Here is an 18,600-nt window from a genome sequence, read left to right as displayed (position 1 = left end):
CCCGTCTCCTAACCCGCCCGCGCCAGGGTCTCGGGCGGCGCCAGCTTCAGCACCGCCTGAACCGGCGCCGTCAGCGAAGCCTTGGTCGGCGCTCCGGCGGCCAGCACCGTGTCCAGCCCGGCCGCGGCGATAGCCAGCGGAGCATCGCCCGTCTTGATGGCCAGCGCCTTCAGGGTCTCGGCCTGCTGCTTGATGGCGCGCACGGCCTGCAACGGGTCGCTGTCGAACTGCGTCAGGGCCGAGAACAGGATCCGCATCGCCTGATCCTTGACCGCCACCGCAGCCTCGGCGCCCGAGCGCGGCTTGTCCGCCCGTCGCTTCTGCGGACCCGCGTAGTCGTCCGAGTTGAAGCGCCGCCGGTCCGGTCCGACATAGCCCACCGCCTCGACCCAGTCGCGCGGCTTGGTCGCCAGGTTCTCGATCCGCCGCTGCAGGTCGCCGCTGGTGAAGGGCTTTCTCAGGAACTCATGCACGCCGGAGTCCCGCGCGCCCTTGATGGCGCTGGCGGTCGCCTCGGCTGTGACCATGATGATCGGCGCGCGCCGGCACGACAGGCTGGAGCGACGGATACGCCGCACCAGAGCCTCGCCGTCCAGCTTCGGCCCCGCCCTCTCGGTGCAGATCAGCCCCGGCTCCATCTCCCGCGCCAGGTCCAGCACGCGCGACTCGTCGCCTTCGACCACCACCTCGCGCGACCCAAACCCCTTGAGCAGGTCCATCAGCAGGCGCGCGGCGGCGGGATTGGGATCGACGATCAGCACGCGCCGCACCACCGGCGCGATCCTCTGCATCGTCTTGGCGTCTAGGGCGAACACGGGGCGAGCTCCATTCCAGAGCCCGACCCTATGCTCGACGGGTTAAGGCGTCGTTGCCTTATGCCAGAATGTAAACTCAGCCCTGGAAGGGATCGCGCATCAGAATGGTGTCGTCACGCTCGGGACTGGTCGACAGCAGGGCCACCGGCGCGCCGATCAGCTCCTCGATCCGCCGCACATACTTCAGCGCATGGGCGTTCAGATCCTTGAAGCTGCGGACGCCGCCCGTGCTCTCGGTCCAGCCTTCCAGTTCCTCGAACACCGGCTCGGCCGAGGCCTGATCCTTCAGGCTGGACGGCAGATAGTCCAGCACCTCGCCGTTGATGCGATAGCCGACGCAGATCTTCAGCGTCTTTAGCCCGTCCAGCACGTCCAGCTTGGTCAGGGCGATGCCGTCGATGCCGTTGATCGCCACCGACTGGCGCACCAGCACGGCGTCGAACCAGCCGCAGCGGCGCGACCGGCCCGTGTTCACGCCGATCTCACGCCCCACCACCGCCAGGTGCTGGCCGACCTCGTCGTTCAGTTCGCAGGCGAAGGGCCCTTCGCCCACACGGGTCGTATAGGCCTTCACGATGCCCAGCACGTAACCGACGCCGCGCGGACCGATGCCCGAGCCCGCCGCCGCCTGTCCGGCGACCGTGTTGGACGACGTCACATAGGGATAGGTGCCGTGGTCCACGTCCAGGAAGGCGCCCTGCGCGCCCTCGAACAGCACGCGCTTGCCCGCCTTCTGGGCCTGATCCAGCACGCGCCACGCCGGCTTGACGTAGGGCAGGATCTTCGGCGCGATCTCCAGCAGTTGCGCCAGCAGGGCCGCCGGGTCGATCGGCTCCAGCCCCAGACCGGCGCGAAGCGGATCGTGGTGCGAGCGCAGGCGGTCGATCTTGACCTTCAGATCCTCTTCATTGGCCAGGTCGCAGACGCGGATGGCGCGGCGGCCGACCTTGTCCTCATAGGCCGGGCCGATGCCGCGTCCGGTCGTGCCGATCTTGGCCCCCGGCGCGCTGGCGGCGGCCTCGCGCGCCACGTCCAGCGCCGGATGGATCGGCAGGATCAGGCAGGCGTTGTCGGCGATGGTCAGGATGTCGGGGGTGATGGCCACGCCCTGGGCCTGGATCTTCTCGATCTCGCCGACCAGGTGCCAGGGATCGACGACCACGCCGTTGCCTATGATCGAGGGCTTGCCCTGCACCACGCCCGAGGGCAGCAGCGCCAGCTTGTAGACCTTGCCGTCGACGACCAGGGTGTGGCCCGCGTTATGGCCGCCCTGGAACCGCACCACCATGTCGGCGCGATTGGACAGCCAGTCCACGATCTTGCCCTTGCCCTCGTCGCCCCATTGGGCGCCGACCACCGCGACGTTCGCCAAGACCGTTTCTCCGCAATCCAGAATGCGGTGGGAGCCTATAACCCCTGAATCGTCCGGAGTCGCCCCACTCGCACGGAATGAGGTGCAGAATTATCCCGCCAACTCGCCGACCGCCGTCTGGAACGCCCATTCCAGCCACGGCGTCGCGGCCACGACGTCCGCCGTCTCGATCGTGCAGCCGCACCACAGGCGCAGGCCCGGCGGGGCGTAACGATGCGGCTCCATGTCATACACCGCCCCCTCGCCTTCCAGCAGCGCCTTGAACCGCTTCACGAAGGCCTTCTGGCCCGCCTCTTCCATCGCTGCGATGCGCGGATCGACGAACTTCAGGCAGACCGAGGTGGTCGAACGGATTTCCTCCCGCTCCGGCAGGAAGTCGATCCAGTCGGTCCGCTGCACCCATTCGGCCAGGGCCGCATAGTTGGCGTTGGTGCGCGCGATCAGCGCGGGCAGGCCGCCCACGGCCTTCGCCCAGTCCAGGGCGTCGATCCAGTCCTCGATGGTCAGGATCGAAAAGGTGTTCATCGCCACCCCGTCCGCCAGGGTCCGATCGAAGCCCTTCTTGTCGACGATCCGCAGCACCTTGGGCACGGCCCGATCCGGGCGATAGGCGTCCAGCCGCGCCACGGCGCGCGGCGACAGCACCATCAGGCCGATGCCCGCCTCGCCGCCCAGCGCCTTCTGGAAGCTGAAGGTGGTCACGTCCAGCTTGTCCCACGGCAGGTCCATCGCGAACGCCGCCGAGGTCGCATCGCAGATCGTCAGCCCCTCGCGGTCATCGGCGATCCAGTCGCCGTTCGGCACGCGCACGCCCGAGGTCGTGCCGTTCCAAGGGAACACCACATCCTTCTTCGGGTCGACCCTCGCCAGGTCCGGCAGATCGCCCCACGGCGCCGTCAGGGCCTCGGGCTCCAGTCCCAGATGATCCTTGACGTCGGCCAGCCAGGTCAGGCCGAAATTCTCATAGGCGACCACCTGCACCGGCCGCTCGCCCAACATGCACCACAACGCCGCTTCGACCGCCCCCGTGTCCGATCCCGGCGTATAGAGCATGACATAGTCGTCCGGCGGGCTCAGCACCTCGCGCGTCAGCCGCAGTCCATGCGCGAACCGCTCGACCACCTCCGGCGCGCGGATGCCCCGCCCCATCAGGTTCGTCGGCAGGTTCGCCAGCTCCCAGCCCGGACGCTTGGCCGTCGGCCCGGCAGAGAACCAGGGGCGAGCGGGCTTGACGGCAGGCTTGGGCGTCATGTCAGTCTCTGAAGTCTCGCAGGAGAGGAGGAAGGCCAAGCCTTTAGGCCATCAACGGCCGGGCTTGTAGGGCCGGCGTTCACGCCATTCGGTCGCAAACCGGACCAGTTCGTCGTCCGGCGTCTCGGGCAGCGTCACCACCAGCTTCGCCATCAGGTCGCCGCGCCTGCCGTTCGCATAGGCGCCGCGCCCCTTCAGCCGCAGCACCTTGCCCGAGTTCGAGCCCTTGGGAATGGTCATCATCACCGCGCCCTCGGGCGTCGGCACCTGGATCTTGCCGCCCAGCACCGCGTCCGGAACCGACACCGGCAGATCCATCGTCAGATCGGCCCCGTCGCGCTTGAACACCGGATGCGGCTGGATGCGCAGTTCGATCAGGGCGTCGCCTGACTGACCGCCCCGCCCCGGCGCGCCCTGCCCCTTCAACCGGATGGTCTGGCCTTCAGACGCCCCCTTGGGGATGGTCACGTCCAGCATCCGTCCATCCGAGAACTGGATACGGCGCGTGGTCCCGGCGATGGCGTCCTCAAGGCTGATATCCAGCGTGGCGCGCACATCCTGCCCTCGCCCACCGCCGAACCCGCGCCCGGCGTTGCGGGCCCCGCCGCCGCCGAAGGCGCCAAAAATCTCTTCCAGATCGATATCTTCGAACCCGGCCCGTCCGCCAGGACCGCCTTCGCCGCGCCCGCCGAAACCAAAGCCGCCGAACCCGCCGCCGCCCGGACGTCCGCCCTGCCCTGCGCCGCCGAAGCCGCGGAACTGCTCGCGTCCGTCAGCGTCGATCTCGCCGCGATCATATTTCGCGCGTTTCTCGGCGTCGCCCAGCAGGTCGAAGGCGGCGGTAATGTGCTTGAACCGCTCCTCGGCCGCCTTGTCGCCGGGGTTCTTGTCGGGGTGCAGTTCCTTGGCCAGTTTGCGGAACGCCTTCTTGATCTCCTCCGCGCTCGCGCCCTTGGAAACGCCCAGTTCCTGATAGGGATCGCCAGCCAATTTTCGCTCCACTCCGGATCAACACAGACCAGAGCGTCAGTTAAGCCATGCGCCCGCTCGCCGAAAGGGGCGGACATGGTTTAGATCGGCGGCATCAACGGCGCCACCGCCTCCGCCCCCCAGCCGAAAGCCTCGCCCCACTGGGCCACGGCGACGCGGGCGTTGCTTACCCCATCCGGAAAATCCACCCCCGCCTCTGCCCCGCCATAGACGGCCGCCAGCCCCTCGACCTCCCAGACCCGACGCACGACGGCGCCGTCCAGCACCCGCACCCGGAACCGTCTCGGATCGACCTCGATCGGATCGCCCGCCCGTCCCAGCGCCCGACCACGCCGGGCCGCAGCGGCGCCGCCAGCGTTCCCACCGTCGCGGGCGTCTCCACCACCGCCCTCTGCGTCAGGCTGTCGACCGAGCCCCCGCCATGCAGCGCCATCGGCGTCCAGGGCTCGGCCGCCGCCGCGACCACCGGCCGCCCGTCCGCCTCCTCTCCCGGCAACGGCGGCAGGTCCAGCAGCATCAGGAACGGCACCCCCACAGTCGCCGCCCCGCCGCCCTCTCCGCGCCAGTCTTCCGGCGCATCCAGGACCGCCACCTCGACCACCGGCGTCAGCACCGCGCTGGGCGTCTCGTCCCAGTCCAGCCGCTCCACGCGCCAGTCGCCCGCGCGGCCCTCCACCGCCGTCACATCGCCCGGCTCCAGCCTCAGCGCCTCCCGCCCTTGTCCGGCAGGGCCAGCGCCGCCTGATCCAGCGTCATCTCCCGCACCGTCTCGCCCAGCACGGCTGCCTTGCCGCCGCGCTCGGCCGTCGTCGCCCCCAACGCCTGAACCAGCGGCGCCAACGCGTCCTTCGTCGCCATCGGCCGGTCGATGACATAGCCAGTCACCCCGCCGTCTACCGCCTCGACCGTAAAGTCCGCTTCGGACAGCCCTCCTCGCTTCAGGATCGCCTCAATCAGACCGCGCCCATCGCCGCCCATCCTTCCGTTCAGCCAGTGCCCCGTGCGCCAGGCGCCCGCGTCCGCCCACACCTGATCCAGCGCCGGAAACGCCGGATAGGGCCGGGCGTCTCAGCACCAAACGTCCGCCCCTTCCAGCATCCGCCCGCCATAGATGCCCGAGATCGGGTTGTTCGCCGGCTGCGCATAATGCCCCAGCACCGCCTCGATCAGCTGCCGCTGCATCCGGTCGTCGCGGGTGCCCGTAGAGTACGGCGGCAGAGCGTTCTCGCTACTCTTGGGATCCTGGACAGGTTCGGCGCATTGCCCCCGCGATCCACCGCCGCACAGCCGAACTCGGTCAACCGGATCGGCTTCATCCCCGGAACCACGCCCCCATCCAGCTCTCGACCACCGCCCCCCCATAGGCGTGGACCATGCGCCGCTCCGGCCCCTCGACGGCGCTCAGGATCGCGCAATGCTTGGCCGGACACCCCGCCGCCATGCGGAACAGCAGCACATCGCCCAGCCCCGCCCGCTCCGGCGCGATCTCCACCAAACGCCGCCGCGCGGCGGCCCACAGCGTCTCCTCGCCCCCGACCTCGGCCCAGTCGGGGCGATAGGGCGGCGGCGCCTCCGGCTCCTCGCCGACCACCTCGCGCCACACTCCACGCACCAGGCCCAGGCAATCCGCCCCCTCGCCCTTCACGCTGGCATGATGCCGATAGGGCGTCCCCAGCCACCCCCGCGCCGCCGCCACAATCAACGCACGCCGCGCCTCTCCCTCCCCTTCATGGGGAGGGAGAATCCTGTGCCCCATCCCATCGCCTGCGGCTCCGGCCGTCATTGCGCCCCGCCACAGGCCGTGTCGTCAGGAAGTCCTCGCCCGGAATGTCTGGAAAGCCCTGGAAGTTGACCCCGTTCCCGAAGACCCCCACGCAGGTCGCCCACCGCTTGTCGCAACTGCGCCCCGCGACCGCCGCCGCGCCCAATCGGCAACGCCCGTCGCCCAGCACCGCGTCGCAGCCCCGGCCGTAGGTCCGTCCGACCACTCGCTCCAGCGCCGCCATCGGCCCGTCCAGATCGGCGACGAAGCGCCCGCTCTCGCGCCGGATCCGCGCCAGCCGCCCCTTCCACAGCCGCACCCTCAGGTCCGGCCGCATCCAGTCCACGCGCCACAGCTCGACCTCGGCGGCGTCATATCGCCCCGCCGCTATGTCCTCTTCGGTGATCGCCGCATCATCCAACCCGCCCGACGCCGACAGCGCACCCGCCGACAGCCCGACCTCGCCGTCGCCCGCCCCGCCGGTCCAGCCGCTGGCCGCCCGGCACGCCACGCCCTCAACCTCCAGATCGCGGTCATGGTCGGTGAAGCCCATCGCCCGCCCGTCAGCCCGCCTCAGCAGCCAGACATGACACAGCGTCGCCGCCCCGCTCTCGATGCGGGCGGCCAGTTCGTCCGGAACATTCCGCATGGCTCAGACCCGCACCTCGATCAGAGGCATGGCGACCATCCGCCCGGCGCCGAAGCTCTCCAGCGTCACCTCCATCCGGTCCGCGTCGAAGCGGACCGGCACGTCGAAGGCGAAGCCCGCCGTCACCGCCGCGCCATCCGGCGGCGCCGTCGCCAGCGTCACCCGCCCCGTCGTCGCCTCCAGCGAGAAGGCCGCCGTCTCCACGCCCGCCACCGCGACCCGCACCGATCCCTCGACCGGCTTGGCGATCAGGCGTCGGTGATCGCCGTAAGCCTTGCTCAACTGAAAGACGCGCGCCTGCCCGTCTCCCGTCCCGATCCCCTGATCCAGCGGCGCCACGGCCGCCCCCGGCGCCCCGCTCCTGAAGTCCGCAAAGTCGCGAAACCGGAACCCGTGCAGTCGCCCGCGCCGCGCCTCGAAAAACGCGGTCAGCGCCGCCATGTCGTCCAGCGACCGCAACCCTGCCCCGATCAGATAGCGCCTGCGCCCGTCCGCCCAGGGCGTCGAGCGCCGCTCGAACCCTGACGCCAGCGTCGTGATTTCCGTCCTCCGCTCGACCCCGCCGGTCGAGCCGAACGCCAGCCGCGCAGGCAGGCGCACCTCATGAAAGGCCATACGTCCTCGCTACTTGATGTGGATTGCGTCCCGTCGCGGGACAGATTGCGAACGTTTCGCGAAAAACTTCACCCGACGGCAGTCTTCGGGTTGTCCGAACGGCCAGGCTCAGCCATGCTTTCGTCACAACACGGCCAAGCCGGAAACAAGACAGGAGATCCGCGTGCGCGGCGAAATTCTCAGCTATGACGACGTCTCGGGCACGGGCCTGATCAGCGGCGACGACAGCATCCGCTACGGCTTCACGCGCGCTGACATCCAGGCTGGCGGAACCGTCGCCGTCGGCGCCCGCGTCGACTTCGTGCCGGAAGGCATGGAGGCGACCCAGATCATGATCCTGGCCTCCACCGCCCCCGCTGCGGCCTTCGGCCAGGCCGCCGCCTCGTCGACGGGCGGCGCCCCGCTCGGCGCCTATGACTTCGCCACGGCCATGCTGTCCTTCAACGGCCGCCTGCGCCGCCAGCATTTCTGGATCAGCTGGCTGATCCTGCTCGGCGCCGGCGTGGTGCTGGGCTGGATTCCCATCCTCGGCGGCCTGATCTCGCTCGCGCTGATCTGGCCGAACCTGGCCATCACGGTGAAGCGCCTGCACGACATGGGCAAGTCCGGCTGGTTCGCCGTCATCCCCTGGGTCGCCAACATCATCGGCTTCTTCATGATCATCGGCGCCGTCGGCACCGCCATCATCACCAATCCGCAAGCCTTCGAGAGCGAAGACCCCTCCGTGGCCCTGTCCATGCTGGGCTCGATGATGGGCGGCCTCAGCATCATGCTGCTGGTCGGCCTCGGCTTCCTCCTCTGGATCGGCATCGTCGACAGCCAGAAGGGCGACAACAAGTTCGGCCCCAACCCCAAGGGCGAGTAATCGACCCACCGGTCTGTAAAGGGACGCCTCCGGGCGTCCCTTTCTTTTTGCGCTATCGCGCGACGCCTCGCTACGTCCACCGCGCCCGCCCCGCGCCGGTCAAGGCGATCAGCGGCCCCGTGCGACTATCCTTGATTTCAGGCGCAGCAACGCGCCGCCGACCGAACGGTCGTCGCCAATCCATATGATTCTCCATGTCCAAACCCTTCTCCCCTTGAGGGAGAAGTATCCGATCACAACGCCCGCAACCTCGGCTGCGTCTTCCCGGCCAGCAACAGATGCGTCAGCGCCCAGACCAGCGCATCCGCCCGATCCGGGCTCTTCGCCCCCGGCGTCTCGCTCCCCAGCGCCATCATCTCTTCCTCCAGCGCCGGAAACGCCCCGCAGTGGACGACCCGCCCCTGCTCGTAGAGCGCCGCCACCGGCTCCGCCCGCGCCTTCTTGCTCCTGCTGGCGTGAACCAGTTTCACCTGCGCCGGACAGTCCGCCTGCCCCAGCAGGGCCCGCACCATCTCCCCGCCCTGATTGGCCTCGGCCAGCACCAGGTCGGCGTCGAACTCTCGCGCCGTCTCGGCCACGCGCCGCGCCCATCCGGCGGGCGACAGCCCCCGCGCCGAACGATCCGCCAGCACATAGCCCGTCCGATCCTTGCGCCCCGCCGCCACGATCCCGCAGGCGTCGCCGTGGGCGCTGGCGGGCGGATCGACCGCCACCTCCACCCGCTCGAATTTCGTTGGTCGGCTTCCCCGCGCCAGATCCTCGGCCCGGAACAGGGCGCCGTCGGCCTCGACCACCAGCCCCTCCATCTCTTGCGCCTCCAGCCGCGTCCCGGCGTAGAGCGCCTGCAGATGACCCAGAAACCCTGGCGCCAGATGAGCTGCATTACCCTTGGTCGCCAGCCGCGCCTTCACCACCCCCGGCTCGGCCAGCAACCGCCTCAGCGCCGGAATCGGTCGCGGCGTCGTCGTGATCGCCAGCTTGGGGTCCGCCCCCAACCGCAGCCCGAACCTCAGATTCGACAGCGTCGCCTCGATATTCCTCCAGGCGCAGAACTCATCCGCCCACGCCGCATGAAACTGCGGCCCGCGCAGGCTGTCCGGGTCTTCCGTCGAAAACGCATAGGCCGCCGCGCCCGAGGGCCAGACCAGCCTGCGCCGCCCCGCCTCCCAGCGCGGCCGGTTGTCGCCCGGAGCCTGCGCCTTCAGCCCCGACGGCCCCTCGACCATCACCTCGCGCACGTCGTGCAGCGCCGGTCCGACCAGGGCGAAGGTGCGATCCTTCGCCTTGGCCAGTTCGTTCATCCAGAAGCCGCCCGCGAAGGTCTTGCCCGACCCTCGCCCGCCCAGCAGCACCCAGGTCCGCCAATCCGTATCAGGCGGCGGCCAGACCTGGTCGTCGTTCAGCCTCGGCGTCGCCTTCAGCAGCCGCAGCAGTTCCTCGCGCGTCGCCTGTTCCAGCCGCCGTCGCGCCAAATCCCTTGCGCTCGGCGACCCCGAGAAGATGATCGAGACGAGACTCGAGCTCTGCCCGCACCGCCCGTTCTTCATCGTTGCTGAGTTCACGATCGTCTTCGCTCATTCCGTCCTCTTCGGGATCGCGGATCCTGCGAGGAGACGCCGCCGCCAGCGCGGCCACCACCTTGGCCGTGCGGGCCAGCACGCCGATGGCGCGCCCCCGCTTCTCGGCCTCGGCCACGTCGGCCGGAGGCTCTGCGGCGGCCACCACGGCGATCGCTTCATCGGTCAGCTGCATCAGCCGCCCCAGCGCTCCGTCCAGCCACTGCGCGACCGCCGCCGCCCGCTCCGCCTCGTCCCCTTTTCCCGCCATGACCGAACCATAGCGGACCAGCGTCCTCAGGCTGGCGAACAGCCTCCAGAACCTCCCAAAGCCGGGAAATCACAGGGATCCGCGCCCTCGGCTGCGATAGCCGCGACGCCATGGCCGACGCCTAGACCGCCATCGCCGCCGGATCGCCGCCCGACAGCCACCGGGTCAGGGCCGCGGCCAGCTCCGCGATCTGGATGGGTTTGGCCAGATGGCCGTCCATGCCCGCCTCCAGGCAGCGGGTAACCTGCTCGGCCTGGACATTGGCGGTCAGGGCCAGAATCGGCGTCCGGCGTCCGCTCCCCGCCTGCATCCGGCGAATTTCGCGGGTCGCCTTCAGCCCGTCCATGACCGGCATATGCACGTCCATCAGCACCAGGTCATAGGCGCCCGACTGGACCGCATGGACCGCCTCCGCGCCGTCGGCGACCGTGTCGATCTCCAGCCCCAGATTCCGCAGGATGGCGCTGACCAGTTCGCGGTTGGCCGCCGCGTCGTCGGCCATCAGCACCCGGCCCCGGATCGTTTGCTCGGCCGCTCGTCCCTGGCGTGTCTCGATCACCTGATCACCGGCGGCGGCCACGGCCAACGGCGCCTCGAACCAGAAGGTCGAGCCCTGGCCCGGCGTGCTGTCGACGCCGATCTCTCCGCCCATCAGCTCGACCAGACGGCGCGAGATGGCCAGCCCCAGCCCCGTCCCGCCGTAGACCCGCGTCGTCGAGGCATCGGCCTGGGTGAAGCGGTGGAACAGCTCCTCGATCTTCTCGGCCGGAATGCCGATGCCGGTGTCGCGGACCGCCGCCCGCATCCGCCATTGGCCGTTCTCGTCCAACCGGCCGCCCAGCTCCAGCGTCACCTCGCCGCGCGCCGTGAACTTCACCGCATTGGACAGGAAGTTGAGGATCACCTGCCTCAGCCGCCCCTTGTCGCCGGTCAGCCGCTCGGGCGTGTCGGCGGCGACCACGACGCGCAGGATCAACCCCTTGAGCGAGCACTGGCTCTCGATGATGGCGGCGGCGCCGTCCACCAGGGCCCGCGTGTCGAACGGCTCGGGGTCCATCTCGATGGCGTCGGCTTCCAGCTTGGAATAGTCGAGGATGTCGTTGATGACGCCCAGCAGGGCCTCCGACGCCGTGGCGATGCGCTCGACATAGATGCGCTCTTCCGGCGGCAGGTGCTCCGAACCGTGCAGCAGACCCGAAAAGCCGATGACGCTGGTCAGCGGCGTCCGCAGCTCATGGCTCATATTGGCCAGGAATTCGCTCTTGGCCCGGGCCGCCTTCTCGGCGCGCTCCTTGGCCTCGATGACCTCGTCCTCCAGCAGCTTGCGCTGGGTCATGTCGCGGATCACCACCACCACGTCGTCCACGTGGCCGTGCTCGTCCTTCAGCGCCTTGAAGGTGCATTCCACCCAGACCGTATGGCCGTCCCGGTGCACCGCGCGATGCTCCAGGCGGGTGGGCGTTCCGGTCTTCACCGCCTCGCCGATGGCCTTGAGGACCAGGTGCTTGTCCTCAGGGTGCACATAGTCGGTCGACTGGCCGCTCATCTCTTCCAGCGTCCAGCCCAGAAGCTGCTTGATCGCGGGCGAGATGTATTTGCTCGACCCGTCCATCTTCACGCGGGTGATGACGTCGCCGACGTTCTCGGCCAGCAGGCGATAACGCCCCTCGTCGCGGCGCGCCCGCTCCAGCACCTTTTCCTGGTCGGTCACGTCCTGGAAGACGCCGAAGATGGCCGAGACCTGGCCGTCCTCTCCGCGCTCGGTCTCGGCGTGGGTCAGAACACGCCGCTCCTCGCCGTCGGCCCGGATCAGGATCAGCTTGGCCATATAGGGACGCCCCTCGGTCAGGGCCGTCTCGATCAGCTCGCCCAGCCGCGCCTTGTCCTCTTCCCCATAGAAGGCCAGCGTCTGGTCCAGATCCGTGACGAACCGGCCGCGTTCGACGCCGTGAATGCGATAGACCTCATCGGACCATTCCATCACCCGCCGCTTCCGTTCCAGCCGCCAGTGGCCGACGCCCGACATCTGCTCGACTAGGCGCAGCGTCTCCAGCCGCTCGTCCCGGATGCGCGCGGCGTCCAGACCGGCGATGATGTCCTCCGCCATGCCCACCAGACTGGCCAGTTGCTCCATCTGCTTCGAGGTCGGCTCCGGCCGCTCCCGGTCGTCCAGGATGCTGAAGGCGCCGACCGGCCGCCCGGCCGGATGGCACAGGGTCGCGACCACGACGAACCTCAGATGCGGCGTCTTGCGGACGAGGGCGTGGTTCTTCAGACGCGGGTCGCCCTGGGGATCGGTCGACACCAGCGTGGCCCCCGGCCCCATCGCCGTCAGGATGGGCGCCAGGCTGTCCTCCTGCGGAATGCGCTGCATGCACACGCCCGCGCTCGAGCGGATGACCGCGTCCCGCTCGGTCAGCAGGGTCACCACCGCCGCCCGGCAATCGAACAGGGTCGCGGCGAAATCCACCAGGCGCTGAAACGGCCCGCCGGGGCCTTCCAACGCCTCTATGCTCTTGGTGAATGACAACTCGCGTTCCCCCCGCTCGGTTGTTCCTTGTCGCGCCTAACCCCGAAATATTCGTTAGCGGACCCGATCAGGCCGGCCGGGGCTGCGTTCCCCGCTCGGCCATCCACTCCGGCGCCTCGAAATCGAGAGCGTCCTCGGCTTCCCTCAGCGCCGTCTCGCACACCGTCTGGCGGCGCACCGACACCCCCGCCGCGTGCACCGTCTCCGGGTCGCCCGACACCAGCGGATGCCACCAGGCCAGCGGCCGTCCCTCGTGCAAGCGGCGATAGGCGCACGACAGGGGCATCCACTTCAGCCGTTCGATATTGTCCGGCGTCAGTTGCACGCAGTCCGGCACCTCGGCCTGGCGCTGGGCGTAATCGGTGCAGGTGCAGCGGTCCGGGTCGAACAGCTTGCAGTGGACGTGCGTCGGAATGATCTGGCCCGTGTCCTCATCCTCGAAACGGATGACGCAGCACAGGCCGCAGCCGTCGCACAGGCTCTCCCACTCGGCCGGAGACATCTCGGCGAGCGTCTTGGTTTCCCAGAACGGCTTGGCAGGCGTGGATTTCATGGCCGCGCCCTATACCCCTCCAGGGCGCATCTGTCGCCCTCTGCCTAGTGCGTCACGCTCTTGGAGAAGACGTTGATCACCACCACCCCGCCGATGATCAGCACCAGGCCGATGATCGCGGGCGCATCCAGCTTCTGCTTGAACAGGAACAGGCCGATCACCGAGATCAGCACCACCCCCAGCCCGCTCCAGATGGCGTAGGCCAACCCCACCGGCATCTGCTTCAGCGCCAGGGTCAACAGATAGAAGGCGACGCCGTAACACACCGCCAGGCCCGCCGTGGGCCAGGGCCTGGTGAACTGTTGCGACTGCTGCAACAGGGTCGTCCCCATCACCTCGAAGCCGATCGCGCCCAGCAGGGCCAGCCAGGTGGTCGGGTTCACGCGGCCGCTCCCCCATAGGCGTCCGTCAACAGGCTGCCCGGCGTCAGCAGCGACAGCAGAGCCTTGCGCTGCTCCGGCGACACCTCATGCGTACCGAACAGGTCGGTCATCCACAGGCCGTCCGCGATCAGCCGCAGCATCAGGGCGTCGTCCTTGCCTGCCAGGTCTTCCGGGTCATCGGCGGCCAGGGTCTTCATCGCCGCACGCCAACGCGGGATCAGGCTCGGCTCTATGGCGCAGGCGGCCAGGGCCGCCCGACCGATGCTGACGTCCCGCTCCGTGGCCGGCTCATTGACGACCGCCCGCAGATAGGCCCGGGCGTTGCGGCCATAGGGATTGGGGTCGCGCGCCGCCTCGGCCAGCACCGCGGCCGCCATCTCGGTGGCGAGATAGTCGATCACCCCTTCCAGCAGGGCCAGCTTGTTCGGAAAGTGATGCAGCAGGGCGCCCTTGCTGAACGGCAGCCGCGCCACCACGGCGTCCAGCGTCACCGCCATCGCCCCCTCTTCGGCGGCGAGTTCGATGGCCGCCTCGATGATCTGGCGGCGGGTGTCTTCGGGCGTGCGGCGGAGGGTCTGCGTGTCCATGACGCTTTACATACCAACTGGACGGTATGCGTCAAGCCGAGACTTGCTCAGGCCTGTCTCGCTCTCCGCCGCGCCAGATAGACCCCGACCACAGTCGCCACCGTCAGGATCATGCCCAGGAAGACAGCCCCCAGCCCCAGGAAGACCGTGGCGAACAACTGCCCCATGAAGCCCTGTCCCACGGCGATCACCGTCTGCGGCCCGACCTGCCCGTCATAGTCGGCCGAGATCCTGTAGGTTCCGGCCCGTTCGACGCTGAACACATTGATCGCCTCGCCCTGACGTCCGCCCATTGAATAGGTGGAGCTTCCCATGGGCGCGCTCACCGCCACCGGCGCGCCGTCCGCCGCCTCGACATGAACGGCCAGACCGGGCACTTGATCGACCGCATAGACCCGGCCGTCAACGACGCTGCGGTACTCCAGAAAGACCGTGTGCCGGCCCGGATCCAGCCGCAGTTCGCGCGCGCCCGGCACGACGATCTGCTCCAGCCCGTCATCCAGCTTCGGCAGTTGCGTGAACAGCACCGCGCCCATGGCCGCGAACCCGCAGATCATGGGCAGCGCCGCCAAGGCGTACCAGCCCCGGCCCGGCCCCTTCCTCGCGGCGCGACTATCTCCCGCCGAGGCGCTCAGATCCATTCCACCCTCCGTCATCATCGCCCGCGACTACAGCCCGCCGTCAGGGAAGCGTCAACGCCGATGGCCGAAGCGGCGGTCAGTCGCTATATGCGCCCCCATGGCCGCCAGACCCCCCCTTGTCGCTCTCAAAGACGTCCGCCTTCAGGACGGTCCCCGCCCGCTGTTCGACGGCGTCGACATGGCGATGGAGCCGCGCAGCCGCGCCGCCCTGGTCGGCCGCAACGGGGCGGGAAAATCCACCCTGATGAAGGTGGTCATGGGCCTGATCGAGCCGGACTCGGGCGACCGCTCGGTCCAGGCCGGCACCCGCTTCGCCTATGTCCCGCAAGAGCCGGTCATTACCGGCGAGACGCTGGCCGACTACGCCGCCTCGGGCGAGGCCGAGCGCTGGACCGCCGAAAGCTGGCTGGAGACCTTCGGCCTCAACCCGAACAAGTCCACCCAAGGCCTGTCGGGCGGCGAGATCCGCCGCGCCGCCCTCGCCAAGGCCTTCGCCGAAGAGCCGGATCTGCTGCTGCTGGACGAGCCGACCAACCACCTCGACATCCTGGCCATCGAACTGCTGGAGAACGAGCTGATCCAGGCCCGGTTCGCCCTGCTGGTGGTCAGCCACGACCGCGCCTTCCTGAACCGCGTCACCGACACCGTCCACTGGCTGGAAGGCCGCAAGGTCCGCACATTGAACAAGGGCTTCGTCGAGTTCGACGACTGGGCCGCCAAGGTCATGGACGAAGAGGCCGAATCCCTGCGCCGTCTGACCAAGCGCATCGAGGCCGAGACCTACACCTTCTACCGCTCCATCACCGCCCAGCGCACCCGCAACGAGGGTCGCGCCCGCGCCCTGCAGCAGATGCGGCTGGACCGGGCCGAACGGGTCAAGGATCTGCCGCGCGAACTGAACCTGGGCGTCGATTCCGGCGCCGTCTCGGGCAAGCTGGTCGCCGACATCAAGGGCGTCAGCAAGGCGTTCGGCGACCGGACCATCTTCAGGAACCTGACCACCCGCATCATCCGCGGCGACCGGCTGGCCATCGTCGGCCCCAACGGCGCGGGCAAGACCACCCTGGTCAAGGTGCTGCTGGGCGAACTGGCCCCGGACGAGGGAACCGTCCGCATGGGCGCCAACCTCGAACCCCTCTACCTCGACCAGTCGCGCGAGGGGCTGAAGTCGGACATGACCCTGTGGGACGCCCTGACGCCGGGCGGCGGCGACTCTATTCTGGTGCGCGGCCGCTCCATGCACGTCGCCGCCTACGCCAAGGACTTCCTGTTCCAGGAAGCCCAGCTGAAACAGCCCATCTCCACCCTGTCGGGCGGCGAGCGCAACCGGCTTCTGCTGGCGCGGGCGCTGGCCCAGCCCGCCAATCTGCTGATCCTCGACGAGCCGACCAACGACCTCGACATGGACACGCTGGAGAAGCTGGAAGAGCTGCTCGAAGCCTACGACGGCACCCTGATCCTGGTGTCGCACGACCGCGATTTCGTCGACCGCCTGGCCACCTCGACCATCGCCCTGAACGGCCGCGGCGACGTGGTCGAGACCCCCGGCGGCTGGCAGGACTTCCTGCGCCAGAACCCCGGCTTCCTCGCCCCGCCCCCGACCCACGCCGACAGCGCGCCGTCAGGGACGCGTCGGGTCGAGAAGGCGGAGCCTTCCGACCGCGCCCCCAAGAAACAGGCCAAGCTCTCCTACAAGGACGCCCGCCGTCTGGAGGAGGTCGAGAAACTGATGGAGACCCTGCCGGTCGAGATCGCCCGACAGGACGCCCTCCTGGCCGATCCCGACCTCTATTCGCGCGACTCCGCCGCCTTCGACCGCGCCATGAAGGCCGCCGAAAAGGCCCGCGCCGAGCTGGAGGCCGCCGAACTGGACTGGCTGGAGCTGGAAGAAAAGAAAGCCGCCCTGGCGGGCTAGAGGCAGCCCTCGCCCTATCCGGACATTCTTCGCGGAATTGCTCCGCGTCCAGCCAACTCTCCTGCGATTAGGCCGGAACCCACGGTTTACATTCGGCCCGGCTTGCCGCCTCATCTCAAGCTGGGCGGCGTCGTTCGCGCGCCCGGCTCTCGAGGGGGAGCCGCGTAGACCAACTGGGGGTTTATCCATGAAGAGACTGCTTGTCGTCGCCGCTTCGGCGCTGGCCCTGGCCGGGCCGGCCATGGCGCAAAGCGGGGGCCAGAGCGGGCCTCAGGGCGCGCCGCGCGCCGACGCCGCCGCGAACCGCACCGAAGCCGCCATTCCGCCGCCCGTCATGTCCGAGACCCGCCACACCGGCGTCTTCGGCGGTCAGCGCATCGCCTACCGCGCCATCGCCGGCGAGACCTATCTGAAGGACAAGGACGGCAAGCCGCTCGCGGCCATGGTCTCCTACAGCTACATCAAGGAAGGCCCGACGGACCCCAACCGTCCCGTCACCTTCCTGTGGAACGGCGGCCCCGGCTCAGGCTCCCTGTGGCTGCACATGGGCGCCTTCGGACCCAAGCGCGTGGTCGTGCCTTCGGACGCCAAGGACGACGGCGCCGCCCCCTATCCGATCATCGACAACGTCGACTCCCTGCTGGACGTCACCGACATCGTCTTCATCGACCCGATCGGCACCGGCTTCAGCCGCGCCCTGGGCGACAAGGACCCGGCCGACTACTGGGGCGTGACCAAGGACGCCAAGTCCATGGCCGAGTTCATCCGCCTGTGGCTGAACGAGCACGGCCGCTGGAACGCGCCGAAGTTCATCGGCGGCGAAAGCTACGGCACCACCCGCTCGGCCGCCGTCATCAATGAGCTGGAAGGCACATACACAGACGTCGCCATCAACGGCATCCTGCTGATCTCGTCGATCCTCGACTTCAGCCTGGCCGCCGACTCCCAGGGCAATGAGTTGGGCTACGTCACCAACCTGCCCTCCATGGCCGCAACGGCCTGGTATCACGACAAGGTCCCCAACAAGCCCGCCACGGTCGAGGAGTTCGTCGCCGAGGCCCGCGCCTGGGCCATCGGCCCCTACGCCACGGCTCTGTTGAAGGGCAACGACCTGACGGCCGACGAGCGGGCGACCATCCTGCAGCAGCTGTCGCGCTACACCGGCGTGTCGCAGACCTATCTGAGCAACGCCAACCTGCGCCTGTCGCCCAGCCGCTTCTACAAGGAGCTGCTGCGGGATCGCGGCCTGACCATCGGCCGCCTGGACACCCGCTACACCGGCGTCGACTACGACAACGCCGGCGACCGCCCGGACAATGATCCCAGCTTCTACGGCATCGACGGCGCCTATACCGCCGCCATGAACGCCTGGTCGCGCGAGGGCCTGAAATATTCGCCCGACGTGGTCTATTCCTCGATCGGCGGCACCCGGAACTGGGACTGGAACCTCCCGTCCGCCGGGCGCGGCGGCGCAGAGTATCTGAACGTGGCCCCCTATATCGGCCGCGCCCTGCGTGAGAACAGCGGCCTGCGCGTCTGGGTCGGTCAGGGCTACTACGATTTCGCCACGCCCTTCTTCGGCGCCGAATATTCGCTGAACCGTCCGGGCTTCCCGACCGACGGCCGCATCGAGTGGCACTACTACCACGCCGGCCACATGATGTACGTCCGCGACGACGACCTGAAGAAGCTGTCGAACGACATCCGCACCTTCATCCGCAATCGCTGATGATCCGCCGCCATCCGCTCCTGCGAGCGGGTGGCGGTCGCCTATCCAGGGGCTGCCTCACGGCGGCCCCTTTTTGCTGTGGACAACACAAGGCGCTGATCCGCCTTCGCGAATTT

At 68.9% G+C, this 18,600-nt stretch carries 19 protein-coding genes and 1 pseudogene; 3 read left to right on the top strand and 17 right to left on the bottom strand.

Features of this window, described 5'->3' with window-relative positions; genetic code table 11:
• Nucleotides 1–8: 8 nt before the first annotated feature.
• From ACWIDZ_RS10335 to ACWIDZ_RS10290, 10 genes and pseudogenes are all read right to left on the bottom strand, one after another.
• On the bottom strand, nt 9–815 hold the full coding sequence (locus ACWIDZ_RS10335; RefSeq protein ID WP_346485685.1) for a response regulator: 807 nt from the start codon (nt 813–815) through the stop codon (nt 9–11).
• A gap of 76 nt (nt 816–891) precedes the next feature.
• The gene (locus tag ACWIDZ_RS10330) at nt 892–2,187 is read right to left on the bottom strand and encodes an adenylosuccinate synthase (RefSeq protein ID WP_291777984.1); all 1,296 of its coding nucleotides are present in this window, start codon (nt 2,185–2,187) and stop codon (nt 892–894) included.
• A gap of 90 nt (nt 2,188–2,277) precedes the next feature.
• Entirely contained in the window at nt 2,278–3,438 is a 1,161-nt protein-coding gene (locus tag ACWIDZ_RS10325; RefSeq protein WP_453989564.1) for a phosphoserine transaminase, read from the bottom strand.
• Nucleotides 3,439–3,489: 51 nt separating this feature from the next.
• Nucleotides 3,490–4,428 (bottom strand): DnaJ C-terminal domain-containing protein, encoded by a 939-nt coding sequence (locus ACWIDZ_RS10320; RefSeq protein WP_453989563.1) that lies wholly within the window; start codon nt 4,426–4,428, stop codon nt 3,490–3,492.
• Between the two features lie 166 nt (nt 4,429–4,594).
• Nucleotides 4,595–5,113, bottom strand: coding sequence for a hypothetical protein (locus tag ACWIDZ_RS10315; protein WP_453989562.1), 519 nt, complete (start codon nt 5,111–5,113; stop codon nt 4,595–4,597).
• Between the two features lie 17 nt (nt 5,114–5,130).
• The gene (locus ACWIDZ_RS10310) at nt 5,131–5,457 is read right to left on the bottom strand and encodes a hypothetical protein (protein WP_453989561.1); all 327 of its coding nucleotides are present in this window, start codon (nt 5,455–5,457) and stop codon (nt 5,131–5,133) included.
• Nucleotides 5,458–5,496: 39 nt separating this feature from the next.
• Nucleotides 5,497–5,744: pseudogene (locus tag ACWIDZ_RS10305) on the bottom strand (baseplate megatron protein TIM-barrel domain-containing protein).
• On the bottom strand, nt 5,741–6,124 hold the full coding sequence (locus ACWIDZ_RS10300; RefSeq protein WP_453989645.1) for a peptidase P60: 384 nt from the start codon (nt 6,122–6,124) through the stop codon (nt 5,741–5,743). The pseudogene ACWIDZ_RS10305 and the gene ACWIDZ_RS10300 overlap by 4 nt, the downstream one beginning before the upstream one ends.
• Nucleotides 6,125–6,155: 31 nt before the next feature.
• Nucleotides 6,156–6,839, bottom strand: a complete 684-nt coding sequence (locus ACWIDZ_RS10295; RefSeq protein ID WP_453989560.1) for a baseplate hub domain-containing protein — start codon at nt 6,837–6,839, stop codon at nt 6,156–6,158.
• A gap of 3 nt (nt 6,840–6,842) precedes the next feature.
• Entirely contained in the window at nt 6,843–7,454 is a 612-nt protein-coding gene (locus ACWIDZ_RS10290; protein WP_338576430.1) for a DUF2460 domain-containing protein, read from the bottom strand.
• Between the two features lie 163 nt (nt 7,455–7,617).
• Here ACWIDZ_RS10290 and ACWIDZ_RS10285 point away from each other — a divergent pair, with 163 nt between their 5' ends.
• Entirely contained in the window at nt 7,618–8,319 is a 702-nt protein-coding gene (locus ACWIDZ_RS10285; protein ID WP_291777964.1) for a DUF805 domain-containing protein, read from the top strand.
• A gap of 233 nt (nt 8,320–8,552) precedes the next feature.
• Here ACWIDZ_RS10285 and ACWIDZ_RS10280 read toward each other — a convergent pair whose 3' ends face one another.
• From ACWIDZ_RS10280 to ACWIDZ_RS10250, 7 genes are all read right to left on the bottom strand, one after another.
• Nucleotides 8,553–9,791, bottom strand: a complete 1,239-nt coding sequence (locus tag ACWIDZ_RS10280; protein ID WP_453989559.1) for a DNA-packaging protein — start codon at nt 9,789–9,791, stop codon at nt 8,553–8,555.
• Complete coding sequence (locus ACWIDZ_RS10275) at nt 9,691–10,146, bottom strand: hypothetical protein (RefSeq protein WP_453989558.1); 456 nt, start codon at nt 10,144–10,146, stop codon at nt 9,691–9,693. The genes ACWIDZ_RS10280 and ACWIDZ_RS10275 overlap by 101 nt, the downstream gene beginning before the upstream one ends.
• A gap of 121 nt (nt 10,147–10,267) precedes the next feature.
• Nucleotides 10,268–12,676 (bottom strand): ATP-binding protein, encoded by a 2,409-nt coding sequence (locus tag ACWIDZ_RS10270; RefSeq protein WP_453989557.1) that lies wholly within the window; start codon nt 12,674–12,676, stop codon nt 10,268–10,270.
• A gap of 67 nt (nt 12,677–12,743) precedes the next feature.
• Nucleotides 12,744–13,229 (bottom strand): YcgN family cysteine cluster protein, encoded by a 486-nt coding sequence (locus ACWIDZ_RS10265; RefSeq protein WP_291777912.1) that lies wholly within the window; start codon nt 13,227–13,229, stop codon nt 12,744–12,746.
• A 44-nt stretch (nt 13,230–13,273) separates the two neighbouring features.
• Nucleotides 13,274–13,612: a DMT family transporter gene (locus tag ACWIDZ_RS10260; protein WP_453989556.1), complete on the bottom strand. Its 339-nt coding sequence runs from the start codon at nt 13,610–13,612 to the stop codon at nt 13,274–13,276.
• On the bottom strand, nt 13,609–14,199 hold the full coding sequence (locus ACWIDZ_RS10255) for a TetR/AcrR family transcriptional regulator (RefSeq protein ID WP_312220329.1): 591 nt from the start codon (nt 14,197–14,199) through the stop codon (nt 13,609–13,611). Before ACWIDZ_RS10255 ends, ACWIDZ_RS10260 begins: the two co-directional genes overlap by 4 nt.
• Nucleotides 14,200–14,246: 47 nt before the next feature.
• On the bottom strand, nt 14,247–14,840 hold the full coding sequence (locus ACWIDZ_RS10250) for a hypothetical protein (RefSeq protein ID WP_453989555.1): 594 nt from the start codon (nt 14,838–14,840) through the stop codon (nt 14,247–14,249).
• Nucleotides 14,841–14,937: 97 nt separating this feature from the next.
• Here ACWIDZ_RS10250 and ACWIDZ_RS10245 point away from each other — a divergent pair, with 97 nt between their 5' ends.
• Both ACWIDZ_RS10245 and ACWIDZ_RS10240 read left to right on the top strand, forming a co-directional pair.
• The gene (locus tag ACWIDZ_RS10245; RefSeq protein WP_453989554.1) at nt 14,938–16,755 is read left to right on the top strand and encodes an ABC-F family ATP-binding cassette domain-containing protein; all 1,818 of its coding nucleotides are present in this window, start codon (nt 14,938–14,940) and stop codon (nt 16,753–16,755) included.
• A 187-nt stretch (nt 16,756–16,942) separates the two neighbouring features.
• The gene (locus ACWIDZ_RS10240) at nt 16,943–18,484 is read left to right on the top strand and encodes a S10 family peptidase (protein ID WP_291777896.1); all 1,542 of its coding nucleotides are present in this window, start codon (nt 16,943–16,945) and stop codon (nt 18,482–18,484) included.
• Nucleotides 18,485–18,600: the final 116 nt, after the last annotated feature.

It is taken from the genome of Brevundimonas sp. NPDC055311 (assembly GCF_053645695.1).
Note: the sequence above shows the minus strand (reverse complement) of the source record. Positions and strands in the feature narration are given on the sequence as shown.